At 41.1% G+C, this 13,834-nt stretch carries 16 protein-coding genes and 1 riboswitch; of the genes, 15 read left to right on the top strand and 1 reads right to left on the bottom strand.

The features are described 5' to 3' along the window. Nucleotides 1-11 precede the first annotated feature (11 nt). Nucleotides 12-1,187 (top strand): acetyl-CoA C-acetyltransferase, encoded by a 1,176-nt coding sequence (locus tag MKX55_RS17155; protein ID WP_339233640.1) that lies wholly within the window; start codon nucleotides 12-14, stop codon nucleotides 1,185-1,187. Between the two features lie 24 nt (nucleotides 1,188-1,211). Then, on the top strand, nucleotides 1,212-2,996 hold the full coding sequence (locus MKX55_RS17150) for an acyl-CoA dehydrogenase family protein (RefSeq protein WP_339233637.1): 1,785 nt from the start codon (nucleotides 1,212-1,214) through the stop codon (nucleotides 2,994-2,996). A 43-nt stretch (nucleotides 2,997-3,039) separates the two neighbouring features. On the opposite strand, the gene MKX55_RS17145 is transcribed toward MKX55_RS17150, so the two are convergent. Next, entirely contained in the window at nucleotides 3,040-3,840 is an 801-nt protein-coding gene (locus MKX55_RS17145; protein ID WP_339179069.1) for an ion transporter, read from the bottom strand. Nucleotides 3,841-4,027: 187 nt separating this feature from the next. On the opposite strand from MKX55_RS17145, the gene MKX55_RS17140 reads away from it, so the two are divergent. The 13 genes from MKX55_RS17140 (at nucleotide 4,028) to sufU (ending at nucleotide 13,816) form a co-directional block, all read left to right on the top strand. Further along, nucleotides 4,028-4,501 carry a DinB family protein gene (locus MKX55_RS17140; protein ID WP_339179068.1) on the top strand — a complete coding sequence of 158 codons (474 nt, stop codon included), beginning with the start codon at nucleotides 4,028-4,030 and terminating at the stop codon, nucleotides 4,499-4,501. 19 nt (nucleotides 4,502-4,520) lie between these two features. Then, entirely contained in the window at nucleotides 4,521-4,877 is a 357-nt protein-coding gene (locus MKX55_RS17135) for an arsenate reductase family protein (RefSeq protein WP_042530545.1), read from the top strand. A gap of 66 nt (nucleotides 4,878-4,943) precedes the next feature. Continuing rightward, nucleotides 4,944-5,324, top strand: coding sequence for a glycine cleavage system protein GcvH (gene gcvH / locus MKX55_RS17130; protein ID WP_339179065.1), 381 nt, complete (start codon nucleotides 4,944-4,946; stop codon nucleotides 5,322-5,324). Between the two features lie 377 nt (nucleotides 5,325-5,701). Continuing rightward, nucleotides 5,702-6,067 carry a toprim domain-containing protein gene (locus tag MKX55_RS17125; RefSeq protein WP_042530551.1) on the top strand — a complete coding sequence of 122 codons (366 nt, stop codon included), beginning with the start codon at nucleotides 5,702-5,704 and terminating at the stop codon, nucleotides 6,065-6,067. A 144-nt stretch (nucleotides 6,068-6,211) separates the two neighbouring features. Further along, on the top strand, nucleotides 6,212-6,532 hold the full coding sequence (locus MKX55_RS17120) for a thioredoxin family protein (protein WP_339179061.1): 321 nt from the start codon (nucleotides 6,212-6,214) through the stop codon (nucleotides 6,530-6,532). A 136-nt stretch (nucleotides 6,533-6,668) separates the two neighbouring features. Next, a riboswitch (SAM riboswitch) is annotated at nucleotides 6,669-6,768 on the top strand. Between the two features lie 128 nt (nucleotides 6,769-6,896). Next, nucleotides 6,897-7,919 carry an ATP-binding cassette domain-containing protein gene (locus tag MKX55_RS17115; protein ID WP_339233635.1) on the top strand — a complete coding sequence of 341 codons (1,023 nt, stop codon included), beginning with the start codon at nucleotides 6,897-6,899 and terminating at the stop codon, nucleotides 7,917-7,919. Beyond that, nucleotides 7,912-8,580, top strand: coding sequence for a methionine ABC transporter permease (locus MKX55_RS17110; RefSeq protein WP_042530557.1), 669 nt, complete (start codon nucleotides 7,912-7,914; stop codon nucleotides 8,578-8,580). The genes MKX55_RS17115 and MKX55_RS17110 overlap by 8 nt, the downstream gene beginning before the upstream one ends. Nucleotides 8,581-8,641: 61 nt before the next feature. Continuing rightward, the gene (locus tag MKX55_RS17105) at nucleotides 8,642-9,499 is read left to right on the top strand and encodes a MetQ/NlpA family ABC transporter substrate-binding protein (protein WP_339233632.1); all 858 of its coding nucleotides are present in this window, start codon (nucleotides 8,642-8,644) and stop codon (nucleotides 9,497-9,499) included. Between the two features lie 197 nt (nucleotides 9,500-9,696). After that, nucleotides 9,697-9,849, top strand: a complete 153-nt coding sequence (locus tag MKX55_RS17100; RefSeq protein WP_175297017.1) for a hypothetical protein — start codon at nucleotides 9,697-9,699, stop codon at nucleotides 9,847-9,849. Nucleotides 9,850-10,061: 212 nt separating this feature from the next. Then, the gene (gene sufC, locus MKX55_RS17095; RefSeq protein WP_042530560.1) at nucleotides 10,062-10,850 is read left to right on the top strand and encodes a Fe-S cluster assembly ATPase SufC; all 789 of its coding nucleotides are present in this window, start codon (nucleotides 10,062-10,064) and stop codon (nucleotides 10,848-10,850) included. 17 nt (nucleotides 10,851-10,867) lie between these two features. Continuing rightward, a complete protein-coding gene (gene sufD / locus MKX55_RS17090; protein ID WP_339179046.1) occupies nucleotides 10,868-12,178 on the top strand; it encodes a Fe-S cluster assembly protein SufD in 1,311 nt (436 codons plus the stop codon). Next, nucleotides 12,178-13,401, top strand: a complete 1,224-nt coding sequence (locus MKX55_RS17085; RefSeq protein WP_339233630.1) for a cysteine desulfurase — start codon at nucleotides 12,178-12,180, stop codon at nucleotides 13,399-13,401. Before sufD ends, MKX55_RS17085 begins: the two co-directional genes overlap by 1 nt. Then, nucleotides 13,388-13,816, top strand: coding sequence for a Fe-S cluster assembly sulfur transfer protein SufU (gene sufU / locus MKX55_RS17080; protein WP_339179042.1), 429 nt, complete (start codon nucleotides 13,388-13,390; stop codon nucleotides 13,814-13,816). The genes MKX55_RS17085 and sufU overlap by 14 nt, the downstream gene beginning before the upstream one ends. Nucleotides 13,817-13,834: the final 18 nt, after the last annotated feature.

Genomic DNA, 13,834 nt, shown 5'->3' with positions numbered 1-13,834 from the left:
AGGATACGTCCGTGAAAGAAGCAGTGATTGTAGCTGGTGCAAGAACACCGGTAGGAAAAGCAAATAAAGGTTCATTGCGGGATGTCAGACCAGATGATTTGGCAGCGCTTACGGTAAAAGAAACGTTAAAACGGGCCGGCGATTATCAAGGTTCGATTGATGACGTCATTATTGGCTGTGCGATGCCGGAAGCAGAGCAGGGAATGAATATGGCCCGGAATATTGCCGGGCTCGCCGGATTAAGTCAGGATGTGCCGGGCATCACCGTAAATCGCTACTGTGCTTCCGGATTACAGACGATTGCTTATGGTGCTGAACGGATTATGGTTGGCGCTGCAGATACGATTATCGCTGGCGGTGCAGAATCGATGTCGATGATTCCAATGGGCGGACATGTGATTAAGCCTAATCCGACCTTGGTGGAACACGCACCAGAATATTATATGAACATGGGGCACACTGCCGAAGAAGTAGCCAACCGTTTCGAGATTTCAAGAAACGACCAGGATGCTTTTGCAGTACAGAGTCATGCACGTGCTGCTAAAGCCATAGAGGACGGTTTATTTCAAGAGGAAATTGTTCCAGTAGAGGTGAAGGAACGCTATGTCGGGAAGAATAATAAGATTGAAGAGAAATCATTTTCCTTTGAAATGGATGAGGGCGTTCGGGCGGGAACAAATGCAGAGACACTCCGCTCCCTGCGTCCGGCCTTCCATATAAAAGGCAGTGTCACGGCCGGGAATGCTTCTCAAATGAGTGACGGAGCAGCATCTGTTTTATTGATGGATAAAGAGAAGGCAGAAGCGGAAGGACTCACACCGATTTTGAAATTCCGATCCTTTGCAGTAGCTGGTGTAGCACCGGAAATCATGGGCGTCGGACCGGTAGAAGCGATTCCGAAAGCAGTGAAAATGGCCGGGTTGGAATTAGCGGATATTGGCTTATTTGAATTAAATGAAGCTTTTGCTTCCCAGGCACTTCGAGTTATCCAGGCATTGGATTTAGATACGGCTAAAGTGAATGTAAATGGCGGTGCCATTGCATTAGGGCATCCGCTGGGCTGTACAGGAACCAAGCTGACAGTCAGTTTAATGCATGAAATGAAGCGGAGAAATGAGCAATTTGGAATTGTAACGATGTGTATTGGCGGCGGGATGGGAGCAGCCGGGGTATTTGAACTTCTATAATCTATTTGAAAAGGGGATATTGCGATGAGTGAAACAAAAGAAAGATTATTTAAAGGCGGCGGATTTTTAGTCGAGGATATTACAGCAGAAGACATCATTACACCAGAAGATTTCACAGATGAACACAAGATGATTGCGAAAACAACGGAGGATTTTGTGTTGGGAGAGGTCGTTCCTAAAATCGATAACCTGGAAAATCAAGAATTTGAGCATTCCGTGGATTTGCTGAAAAAAGCCGGGGAATTAGGCTTATTAGGTGCTGATGTTCCGGAGGCATATGGAGGACTCGCATTAGATAAGATCAGTTCTTCCTTAATTGCAGAGAAGTTTTCCCGGGCCGGCGGTTTCTCTATTACGCATGGCGCACATGTCGGGATTGGCTCCCTGCCAATCGTCTTCTTTGGGAACGATGCACAGAAGGAAAAGTATCTTCCTAAATTAGCAACGGGCGAGTTAATTGCTGCCTACGCACTGACTGAGCCGAGCTCGGGCTCCGACGCGCTTGGTGCAAAAGCAACAGCCAAACTAAACGATGCCGGCACGCATTATATTTTAAATGGTGAGAAGCAATGGATTACCAACTCTGCTTTTGCAGATGTCTTTATCGTCTACGCTAAAATTGACGGCGAGCATTTCAGCGCCTTTATTGTGGAAAGAGAATATCCGGGTGTATCTACAGGGCCGGAAGAAAAGAAAATGGGTATCAAGAGTTCTTCTACAAGAACACTGGTCTTAGAGGATGCCGAGGTTCCGGTAGAAAATCTGCTTGGTGAAAAAGGCCGCGGGCATGTGATTGCTTTTAATATTTTGAATGTCGGCCGCTATAAACTGGCTGTCGGCGGTATCGGAGCATCGAAGCGTACTTTGGAATTAGCTGTAAAATATGCAAATGAGCGCAAGCAGTTCCAAACACCGATTTCAAGCTTTTCGCTGACTCAGGAAAAATTAGCAACGATTGCTTCCAAACTGTATGCCAATGAAAGTGCCGTTTATCGGATTGTCGGATTATTTGAACAGCGGATGGGTGCATTATCTGATGAACAGCTGCAGGATGGACGTGAGGTTGCCAGAGCGATTGCTGAGTATCAAATTGAATGCTCGATGGCAAAATACATGGTTTCCGAATTGCTGGATTATGCAGTGGACGAAGCCGTTCAGCTCCATGGCGGATACGGATTTATGCAGGAATACGAAGTAGAACGGATTTATCGTGATTCACGTATTAACCGTATTTTTGAAGGAACGAATGAAATCAATCGTCTGCTTGTGCCGGGAACATTGCTGAAAAAAGCAATGAAAGGCGAGCTGCCGTTATTGGAAAAGGCACAGGGCCTGCAGGAAGAATTAATGATGATGATGCCGGAGGAAGTCGGCACAGAAGCATTAGAGCAGGAAAAATATTTATTGAGGAACGCGAAAAAGCTCATCTTGCTCGGAGCTGGATTGGCTGCACAGAAATACGGCAAAAAATTAGACCGGGAGCAGGAAATCCTTGTTAAATTAGCAGACATGACAGCAGAGGTATTTAATATGGAATCTGCTATCCTTCGTACGGAAAAAGCCATTTCTAATGTTGGATCAGAAAAAGCACAATTGAAATTATTATATACGGAAGTGTATGTACAGGAAGCGTTTAACAGAATGGAAGCAGCAGCAAAAGAAATTCTGATTACTGCGGAAGAAGGGGATTCGCTGCGCGTCATGCTATCTTCTTTACGTAAGCTGACAAGACATACCCCAATCAATGTAGTTAAGAAGAAACGTGAAATTGCTGCGAAGATTATTGAGGAAGAAAAATATATTGTTTAAGCACATTAAAAAGAGGCTGCGAAATCAGCCTCTTTTCATTCTTCTAATCTTTCCTTGATTTTTCCTTTAACAGCGCCTTGATTTCTTTCAGCTCTTTATCCATCGCTTCCAGCTTTAAATCCGTCGGAGTCGGCTGATTTTCCCGGTTAGCTTCTTCTACATTATTTACGATAACCCCTACAAATAAATTAATAATGACAAATGCGCCGATAAGGATAAAGGAAATAAAGTAAATTAAGGCTAAGCCTGTTTCTTCTAAAATAGGATACATAACGCCTGTTGCCCAGGAATCAAGAGTAAGAATCTGAAACAGAGTCAGTAAGGTTCGATGGAGCGATCCAAAATGCTCTGGGGCAATAGATTGAAACAACATAGTGCCAACTACGGCATACATATAAAAGAAAATCGTCAGTAAGATCATGATATTCCCCATGGAGGGAATCGTTAACAGCAATGCGTTCACCATTTTTCGCAATGACGGAATAATAGAAATGGCGCGGAGCACCCGGAGTATTCTGAAAATACGCAGGACGATCACATAATTGGAACCGACAAATACAATACTTGCTGCTACAATAACAAAATCGAATATATTCCATGGGTTTTTAAAAAATTGGACAAGCGAGGAGCTGCCGATGATTCGGATCATGATTTCAATGGTAAAGATGGAAAGAAGTACAGCATCTATCCAATAAAGATACGCTTCGTAACGCTGATTAATAGCTGGATAGGTTTCTAATCCGACGATAATCGCATTTAGTAAAATCAGGCCGATAATGAGATTCGTAAATGTTTTATTTTCTGCGATGGCAGCACATTTATTTTGGAAAGCTCTCAATGTCATTCACATATGTCCTTTCTCTTGTTTAAATCAGACAGCAAAATCTATTAATTATTGTACCTAATAACGAATTGTCTTGTCATGTTAAACTATCTAAATTTTTGCCGGAAATAATTCAATATATTGGATTAAAGATAAAGTTTCGTGGTAGGCTAAATAAAAAGGGAAATCATATGGAGGAGGATGAAGTATGTATCGAAATTTAAATGATTTTTTAACAGAATGGTCACAGTCTGCTGACGGTACAAAATCTGTATTAAAAGCTTTAGAGGATGATAAATTAAATCAGTCAATTGTAGAGGGACATAACAGTCTCGGCTGGCTGGGCTGGCATTTGGTAAATAGTCCTGTTTTCTTTATGAGCCTGGTCGGAATCGATTTAGACTCTCCTTATGATCCAGACGCTGTTCCAACAAAAGCAAGTGACATACTGGAAGCATATGAGAATATTTCAACAAGCGTTGCAGAGAAAGCAAAAGAGCAGCTGTCAGATGAAGCGCTCGTAAATGAAGTAGGTGATTTCGGCGGACCTGCACCAAAAGGAAGTATTTTACGTATGCTGGTCAGCCACCAAATCCATCACCGCGGTCAAATGACTGTGCTGCTTAGACAAGCTGGCTTAGAGGTGCCCGGTGTTATGGGGCCAACGAAAGAGGATCAATAGCAGAAGCGGAGGAAGAATAATGACATTATCTTTTTATTGGTATTCGAAATGCGGCACCTGCCGAAATGCAAAAAAATGGCTGGATGCAAATCAAATTGATTATAAGGCGATTCCAATCGCAGAAGAGCCTCCAAGTGCGAGTGAGCTGCTGTCTTGGATGGAGACAAGCGACCTGCCGCCTAAAAAATTCTTTAATACCAGCGGTAAAAAATATCGGGAATTGAATTTGAAAGAAAGAATAAATGATTTATCCCCGCAGGAAATGGCGGAGATTTTAGCTTCTGATGGCATGCTCATCAAAAGACCGGTCTTAACCGACGGCAAGAAAGTAACTGTCGGATTTAAAGAAGAAACCTATGAATCTGTCTGGAAATAGTGCTAGAAATGAGCAGTACTTCCATGTATAGTTAAAGAGAATAAAGTTTTGTTGGAGGGATACGAAATGAGCTTGCCAAATGATTATTTATATTCAAAAGAACATGAATGGGTAAAAAAAGAAGATGGAAAAGTTCGCATAGGAATTACAGACTTTGCACAGGATGAGCTTGGCGATATTGTTTTCGTAGAATTACCGGAAGTCGGCGATTCTTTAGAGCTGGAAGAGCCATTTGGAAGTGTGGAATCTGTTAAAACGGTATCCGAGCTGTATGCTCCAGTAAGCGGGAAAGTGGTAGAAGTAAATGGAGAACTGGAAGACAGCCCAGAGCTTGTGAATGAATCACCGCATGAAAAAGCATGGATGATTGTTATTGAACTTGAGAATGAAGCGGATTTAGAGGAATTATTAGATGTGAAAGCATATCAGGAATTCATTGAAGGATAATAAAATTACATTGCACCTATTTTAGAGGATGTTCAAAAAGTCCAATAAAAATGACGCGGCGAATTTCTGCGTTGACCTGCTTTTTCCGATACTCACGTATTATAAAGCATACGCTCCGTTCGTAAAAAGCAGGTCGCCTTGAACTTCTTGGTCCTATTTATCGGACTTTTTGAACACACACTTTTAGAGAAAGTGAAAATACAGGCGCTGCTCCTGAATTTTCAAAAAAGGCACTAAAAATAGGTGAAAAAGAGCTGACTTTTCCACATTCGTGTATAGTTAGCTCTTTTCTTTTCATATAATATAGAAAAAGCATAGGATAGGATTAGGTTAAAAAGGATGTTCAGCCTAATCACTTCGATAAGGAGTGCAAAACGATGATGGAAGATGATTACAACAAAGTCATAATCGTTGAAGGGTTATCTGATAAAAAGCATCTAGAAAAAATTCTTGACGATAATACCATCACCATTGTTTGTACAAATGGAACCATCGGTGTAGAAAAATTTGAAGAGCTGTTGGAATATTATCATTTGGACGATACAGATGTATTTATTCTGGTAGACGAGGATGATTCGGGAATGAAACTCCGAAAACAGCTGGCCAGAGAACTGCCGCACGCAGAGCATATTTATGTAAGCAGTGAATTTCGTGAGGTTGCGGCCACCCCAAAAAGAATGTTGGCAAGTATTCTGGCAGGAAAACGCATTGGAATCAATCTCAATTATCTTGCAAAATGGTAACGTAAAGCGTTAAAATAAGAATGGATTCTATCCGCCGGGGAAATAAATAAGGAAAGATGGGAAATCGTTTTATACGCAACCAGTGTAACCCTTTCACTCAGCATATATAATTTTATGGAAAGAAAAAGATTGAGGGGAATGAACTTGAAACAGTTTAGTGGAGAAGAAGAGAATCATCAGCGATTCATACTATATATTTATACACCATTTTGCGGGACATGTACGGTAGCCCGCGCCATGCTTGAAAAAATAGAAAGGCTGCATAAAACAGATATTTTTACGGAAATGAACGCGTCCATGCACCCTGATTTTATGCAGTCTCATCAAGTCGAAAGTGTGCCATGTCTTGCATTTATGGAAAACGGTAAAATGGTAGAGAAAGTGTACACGTTTCAATCGACTGCAAATATTTACCAGTATTTGATGAAATACAAACCGGAATTATTCACAGCAATAAACAACTAAGTTTTTTCTGTATTAAGATAATGTTTAACGACGATAAGCAGGAGATGGAGAAATCCGAGTTAATGGCTGAGGATTGTGATTGACAAGGCACAAATGGCATGCTACTATAATGGCACTTCATTTAAAAATAGGCAAACTCTTATCAAGAGCGGTGGAGGGACTGGCCCATTGAAACCGCGGCAACCTTCAATCATTGAAAAGGTGCCAATTCCTGCAGGAAACTGTAAAGATAAGGGAGCAATGGACGATATTGTGTATAATAAAGCGTCTTTCTGTTCTCTTGCAGAAAGACGCTTTTTCAATGAAGAGGAAAGTATAGAGTACACAATAAAATAGGTTTGTACACATATAGGAGTGAAATAAAGTGATATCCATTGAAGGATTGAAGAAAATATTCTCTTTAGAAAAAAAAGACATTGTCGCCGTAGATAATTTAAATCTTAACGTAGCAGATGGAGATATTTATGGCGTAATCGGATATAGCGGCGCGGGAAAAAGTACTTTTGTCCGTTTGATTAACAGATTGGAAGAACCGACATCAGGTACGATAAAAATCGGCGATCAGGTAATTACATCCTTATCGAAAAAGGATTTACGTGTTGCCAGACAGGATATTGGAATGATATTCCAGCATTTTAATCTGCTCTGGTCCCGGACAGTCGCTGAAAATATTGAATTTCCGCTTGAGATTTCCGGTGTGGAGAAAAGCGACCGGAAAAAGCGGGTGCTGGAATTGATTGAATTAGTTGGCTTGGCAGGCAAGGAAAATGCCTACCCGGCACAGTTAAGCGGCGGACAAAAGCAGCGGGTCGGAATTGCAAGAGCATTAGCAAACTCTCCGAAGGTCCTGCTTTGTGATGAAGCAACCTCTGCACTTGACCCAGAAACAACGAATCAAATCCTGCGTTTATTGCAGGATATTAATGAAAAACTGGGTCTAACCATTATTTTAATTACCCATGAAATGCATGTGATCCGCAAAATTTGTAATCGGGTTGCTGTGATGGAACAAGGGAAAGTGGTAGAAGAAGGAACGGTTCTCGATGTATTTACCAGACCAAAGCAGCCGGTAACACAGAAGTTTGTTGAACAGCTGACTGGATCAGATGAGGAAGAGGAAGACATGACAGAGTTGAAGGAAAGATATCAAGAGGGCGCGTTATTACGGATACAGTTTTTAGGAGAAAGTGCAAACCAGACTGTAATCAGCCAGCTTGTGAAGAATTTTGATATCCATGTTAATATTTTGCAGGGGAAAATCACCCAGACACAGGTCGGGAGCTATGGGACATTGATTGTTCAGCTGATTGGAAATCAGCAGGAAGAGGCAATGAAGTACCTGGAGGAACAGGATGTTATTGAATTGGAGGTAATTCAGCATGCTTGAGGAATTATTTCCAAACGTTACGATAGAAGATTTAGTAGAAGCTTCTCAAGAAACACTTTACATGACCATTATAGCTTTAGTCGGCACAGCCATTATTGGCTTACTTTTAGGCCTGCTGTTATTTTTAACGTCGAAAGGGAACTTTTGGGAAAATCGATTGATTAATTTTGTTGTTGCAACATTTGTCAATGTATTTCGTGCTGTTCCGTTTATTATATTGATCCTGCTGTTATTTCCTTTCACTGATTTTGTAGTGGGGACACTGCGCGGACCTAATGCTGCTTTACCGGCTTTAATTCTCGGTTCTGCTCCATTCTATGCAAGATTAGTGGAGATCGCATTGAAGGAAGTAGATAAAGGGGTTGTAGAAGCTGCCAAAGCAATGGGGGCTAAAGCAAGTACGATTATTTTTAAGGTGCTGCTTCCAGAGTCCAAGCCTGCACTTGTATCAGGGCTGACGGTTACAGCGATTGCTTTAATCGGTTATACAGCGATGGCAGGAGCGATTGGAGCAGGCGGATTAGGGAACCATGCCTACTATTTCGGATTTCAGCGGAAAAGCTGGGATGTTGTATTTGTCAGCACAGTCATCATTGTGATTATCGTATTTATCTTCCAATTTATTGGGGATGCTATAACCAGAAAGATAGACAAGCGTTAAAAAAGGTGCTATTCAAGAATTTCTTGATTCACATAATAAAAAATAAAAAGGGGCGTTCAACATGAAAAAGCTTTGGTTTTTAGCAGTTGCGAGTTTGATTTTATTATTAGCAGCATGCGGAGGAAATGGTGATTCTTCCAACAACGAAGAAGGTACAGGCAGTGAAGGGGATGAGCCAACTGAAATTACAGTAGGTGCTTCCAGTATCCCGCATGCTGAAATCTTAGAAGAAGCAGCACCGTTATTAGAAGAAGAAGGAATTACATTAGAAATTGAACAGTATGAAGACTATGTTTTACCGAATGATGATTTAGATAATGGGACACTGGATGCGAACTTCTTCCAGCATCAGCCGTTTCTTGACCAAACAATAGAGGATGCCGGATATGAAATCGAATCTATCGGCGGAGTTCATGTAGAACCAATGGGAGTCTATTCTCAAGGTATTGAAAGTATTGATGATATTCCAGAGGGAACAGAGGTGGTATTAAGTAACTCTGTATCAGATCAGGGAAGAATTTTATCTTTATTTGAAGCAAATGGATTAATTACATTAAATGAAGATGTGGATAAAGTAGCTGCAACAATAGATGATATTGAGGAAAATCCGAAAGATTTATCCTTCCACCCGGATGTTGCGCCTGAGATTACACCGGATATTTATAACAGTGAAGAAGATTCGTTAGTGGTTATTAATACCAACTTTGCTATCGGAGCAGGATTAAATCCACTTGAAGATGCGCTTTTTATTGAAGGCGATGAATCAGATTATGTAAATGTTATAGCTGTACGTTCAGAAGACAAAGACAGCGAAGCATTAAATACATTAGTAGAGGTACTGCAATCTCAAGAAATCCAGGATTTTATTACGGATAACTATGATGGTGCTGTAATTCCAACACCAACTGGCGCAGAATAAAGAGCATTTCCGAAGAATACTAAGAATGTGAGAGTATATCCATCTATAGCGAAAGATTTTCATAAATTATCCGAAAATATAAGTTTAAATCGATTTTGAGCGGGAATCATACCTGTGTTAGCATATTGAATGTGTTAAACAAACCGAAAGGATGATTTATTATTACCACTGAAAATGGTTTAAGTTACACTTCGGAAATGGAAAAAGGAATTGGTCAATCAAGAGGTGTCAATTACGAGGAATATGACCGAAGCTTGAATAAAAAGTTAAAAGTGGAAAAAGAAAGAGAACAGGAATACCAAAAGGCGAAGAGACTTTCTACAGAAGCAGTTTCTGGTAATTTAAGATAAAAATAACAAAAGCTGATGTCACGGGGCATCAGCTTTTTAAATGGAAACAGACCTTGAAAAAAGCGTCTAAAGAAGCATAGTTAAAAGCTTTTTAAAGACGAATGATAACAGTTGCGAATTAATTTGAAATGCTTTAAGATTGTAATGAGAATAAATTGAGAATGGATATCATATTCATTTCATTTAAAATACAGTTTTTGGAGGTATGATTTATGTCAGGCTCAGTATTAGAAGTTAAGAATCTTCACGTATCTATTGAAGATAAGGAGATATTAAAAGGGGTAGACCTAACCATTAAAGGTGGAGAATTCCATGCTGTCATGGGACCGAATGGTACAGGTAAATCCACATTGGCATCTGCCATTATGGGTCATCCTAAATATGAAATAACAGAAGGATCCATCACCCTTGACGGGGAAGATGTTTTAGAGATGGAAGTAGATGAACGTGCCCGTGCCGGCCTGTTTTTAGCAATGCAGTACCCAAGTGAAATCAGCGGTGTAACTACTTCTGACTTCTTACGTTCTGCGATTAATGCAAAACGTGAAGAAGGCGATGAAATTCCATTGATGAAATTCATCAAAAAATTGGATAAGGACTTAGATTACCTTGATATTGATCAAAATATGGCAACGCGTTACCTTAACGAAGGCTTCTCCGGAGGGGAGAAAAAGCGTAACGAAATCCTGCAATTAATGCAGTTAGAGCCAAACATTGCTATCCTTGATGAAATTGACTCAGGTCTGGATATCGACGCATTAAAAGTAGTGTCAAAAGGAATCAACCAAATGCGTTCGGATAATTTTGGATGCTTGATTATTACTCACTACCAACGTCTATTAAACTATATTACGCCTGATTTTGTACACGTAATGATGCAGGGACGCGTTGTGAAATCTGGTGGACCAGAGCTTGCAAAACGTCTTGAAGCAGAAGGTTATGAGTGGATTAAAGAAGAATTAGGAATCGAAGACGAAGAAACTGCAGAACAAAACGCGTAATGTAAGGAGGGATAATCATGACTGTAGAAACAAAGCTTCTATTCAATCAAGAATATATCCAGGCATTTTCCAAAGAACGAAATGAACCCGGCTGGATGGCTACGCTTCGTTCCAAAGCTTTGGAAATGGCTGATTCGCTAGAAATGCCAAAACCAGATAAAACAAAGATTTCAAACTGGAATTTTACAGATTTCCAGCATTCCTATAAAGAAGCGGCAAAAATTGCTTCTCTTGATGAACTGCCTGAAGAATTAAAAGAATACTTCGATGAAGATGCCAGCATGGAGAACCTATATATTCAGCGTAATCAGACAGCTGCATATAACAGCCTTGCGCAGAAGCTTCAGGATAAAGGGGTTATTTTTACAGATATTTTTACAGCAGTCAGAGAGCACAGCGAGCTGGTTGAAAAATATTATATGAATGATGCAGTTGCTGTTGATCAGAACCGTTTAACAGCGCTTCATGCAGCACTGATGAACGGCGGCGTATTTGTATATGTTCCTAAAAATGTACAGGTGGAAGAACCGCTTCAAGCCATCTTCTGGCAGGAAGATAACAGCAGCGCATTATTGAATCACGTACTTGTTGTAGCAGAAGAAGGCAGCTCATTAACCTATGTAGAAAACTATATTTCTCATAATGATACAGAAGAAAACGTTGCGAACCTTGTAACGGAAGTATTTGCGCATGATAACGCACAGGTTGCTTATGGTGCAGTAGATAACTTTGCAGCCGGCACAACCACGTATGTGAACCGTCGCGGTGTTGCTAAGCGTGATGCAAGAATTGACTGGGCACTTGGACAAATGAACGATGGAAATACGGTTTCTGAAAACATTACCTACCTTATGGAGGATAATTCAGCTTCCGAAGCAAAAGCAGTATCTGTCGGGCGCGGAAAGCAGACACAGAACTTCACGTCAAGCATTCGCCAATTTGGAAAAGAAACCGATGCGTATATTTTACAGCGCGGTGTGATGAAGGGTTCTGCATCTACGATTTTCAATGCTATCGGTAAAATTGAACATGGCGGTACAAAATCGAACTCTGAGCAGGAGTCCCGAGTATTGATGCTGAGTGAAAAATCCCGTGGAGATGCCAATCCAATTCTTCTTATTGATGAGGATGATGTAACAGCAGGTCACGCTGCTTCTGTAGGCCGTGTGGATCCGCTGCAAATGTACTATCTTATGAGCAGAGGGTTAGAGCGTGAAGAAGCAGAACGTCTAGTTATTCATGGTTTCTTGGCTCCTGTGGTAGCTCAAATTCCAATTGAATCTGTACGTAAGCAATTAACACAAGTGATTGAAAGGAAAGTTTATTAATGGATATAAAGGCCATTAAAGAACAATTTCCAATCCTTCAACAGGAAGTAAATGGGCACCCCTTAGTATATTTGGATTCTTCTGCGACGTCGCAAAAGCCGATTCAGGTGATTGAAGCGGTGAATGATTATTATAATCAAAATAATTCCAACGTTCACCGCGGGGTCCATACCCTCGGGTCAAGAGCAACCGATCAATACGAAGGAGCACGCGAAAAGGTCCGGGAGTTTATCAATGCGGGAAGCACGAAAGAAATTATCTTTAACCGGGGTACAACAGCGGGACTCAACTTGGTAGCATCTAGCTATGCAATGGATAACGTCGGCCCGGATGATGAAATAGTAATTACGCCAATGGAGCATCATAGTAATTTGATTCCATGGCAGCAGGTTTCTAAAGTAACTGGAGCCCGTCTGGTATATCTGCCGTTGCAGGAAGACGGTTCAATTTTATTAGATGATGTAAAGAATACAGTGAATGAAAAAACAAAAATCGTTGCGATAACACATGTTTCCAATGTTCTTGGAACGATTAATCCAATAAAAGAAATAGCAGAAATTGCACATCAGCATCAAGCTGTGATGGTTGTGGATGGTGCCCAGGGCGCTCCGCATATCAACGTGGATGTCCAGGATATCGATTGCGATTTCTATGCTTTCTCAGGGCATAAGATGTGCGGGCCGACCGGCATTGGCGTCCTTTATGGGAAGCAGGAGCTTTTAGAAAACATGGAGCCGATTGAATTTGGCGGAGAGATGATTGACTTTGTAAATCTATACGATTCTACATGGAAGGAGCTGCCTTGGAAATTCGAAGGCGGTACACCTATCATTGCAGGAGCAATTGGGCTTGCAGCAGCAATCGACTTTCTCCATGAAGTCGGTCAAGATGAAATACTAGCTCATGAAACAGAGCTGGCAGCCTACGCACTGGAACAGATGCGCACCATCGATGGTATTCAGCTCTATGGACCGGAGAAACGAGCCGGGCTGGTTACGTTTAATCTGGATGATGTACATCCGCATGATACAGCAACCGTGCTTGACGCAGAAGGAATCGCTGTTCGTGCCGGACATCATTGTGCACAGCCTTTGATGAAATGGCTGGATGTAACAGCAACAGCCAGAGCAAGTTTCTATCTTTACAATACCAAAGAGGATATTGACCTTTTAGTAGCTGGGCTGTTAAAGACAAAGGAGTATTTTGGGAATGGCTTTGAATAACCTCGATACACTTTATAGACAAGTTATTATGGATCATTATAAAAATCCGCGTAACAAAGGAACCTTGGAGAAAGAATCTGTGACAGTAGATATGAACAATCCGACCTGCGGGGATCGTATTCAATTACAATTAGATGTACAAGATGGTATTGTAAAGGATGCGAAATTCCAGGGAGAAGGCTGTTCAATCAGTATGGCATCCGCATCAATGATGACACAGGCAATCAAGGGAATGGAAGTGGAAGCAGCGTTGAAAATGTCGGAAAACTTTTCTGAAATGATGTTAGGACATGACATCGATTCAGAGGAGATGGGAGATATTGAAGCACTTCAGGGAGTTTCCAAATTTCCTGCACGGATCAAATGTGCAACACTCGCTTGGAAAGCCATGGAAAAGGGTGTACACAACGAATAAGACAGAGTTTTTAATCTG

It is taken from the genome of Oceanobacillus sp. FSL W7-1281 (assembly GCF_037969835.1).
GTDB lineage: Bacteria > Bacillota > Bacilli > Bacillales > Amphibacillaceae > Oceanobacillus > Oceanobacillus oncorhynchi.
The sequence above is the reverse complement of the archived record's forward strand: the minus strand, read 5'-3'. Positions and strand labels throughout refer to the sequence as shown.

Coding starts and splice junctions, on each gene's coding strand:
- MKX55_RS17150 (WP_339233637.1), top strand. CDS start 1,212: ATGAGTGAAACAAAAGAAAGATTATTTAAAGGCGGCGGATTTTTAGTC.
- MKX55_RS17145 (WP_339179069.1), bottom strand. CDS start 3,840: ATGACATTGAGAGCTTTCCAAAATAAATGTGCTGCCATCGCAGAAAAT.
- MKX55_RS17140 (WP_339179068.1), top strand. CDS start 4,028: ATGTATCGAAATTTAAATGATTTTTTAACAGAATGGTCACAGTCTGCT.
- MKX55_RS17135 (WP_042530545.1), top strand. CDS start 4,521: ATGACATTATCTTTTTATTGGTATTCGAAATGCGGCACCTGCCGAAAT.
- gcvH (WP_339179065.1), top strand. CDS start 4,944: ATGAGCTTGCCAAATGATTATTTATATTCAAAAGAACATGAATGGGTA.
- MKX55_RS17125 (WP_042530551.1), top strand. CDS start 5,702: ATGATGGAAGATGATTACAACAAAGTCATAATCGTTGAAGGGTTATCT.
- MKX55_RS17110 (WP_042530557.1), top strand. CDS start 7,912: ATGCTTGAGGAATTATTTCCAAACGTTACGATAGAAGATTTAGTAGAA.
- MKX55_RS17105 (WP_339233632.1), top strand. CDS start 8,642: ATGAAAAAGCTTTGGTTTTTAGCAGTTGCGAGTTTGATTTTATTATTA.
- MKX55_RS17100 (WP_175297017.1), top strand. CDS start 9,697: ATGGAAAAAGGAATTGGTCAATCAAGAGGTGTCAATTACGAGGAATAT.
- sufC (WP_042530560.1), top strand. CDS start 10,062: ATGTCAGGCTCAGTATTAGAAGTTAAGAATCTTCACGTATCTATTGAA.
- sufD (WP_339179046.1), top strand. CDS start 10,868: ATGACTGTAGAAACAAAGCTTCTATTCAATCAAGAATATATCCAGGCA.
- MKX55_RS17085 (WP_339233630.1), top strand. CDS start 12,178: ATGGATATAAAGGCCATTAAAGAACAATTTCCAATCCTTCAACAGGAA.
- sufU (WP_339179042.1), top strand. CDS start 13,388: ATGGCTTTGAATAACCTCGATACACTTTATAGACAAGTTATTATGGAT.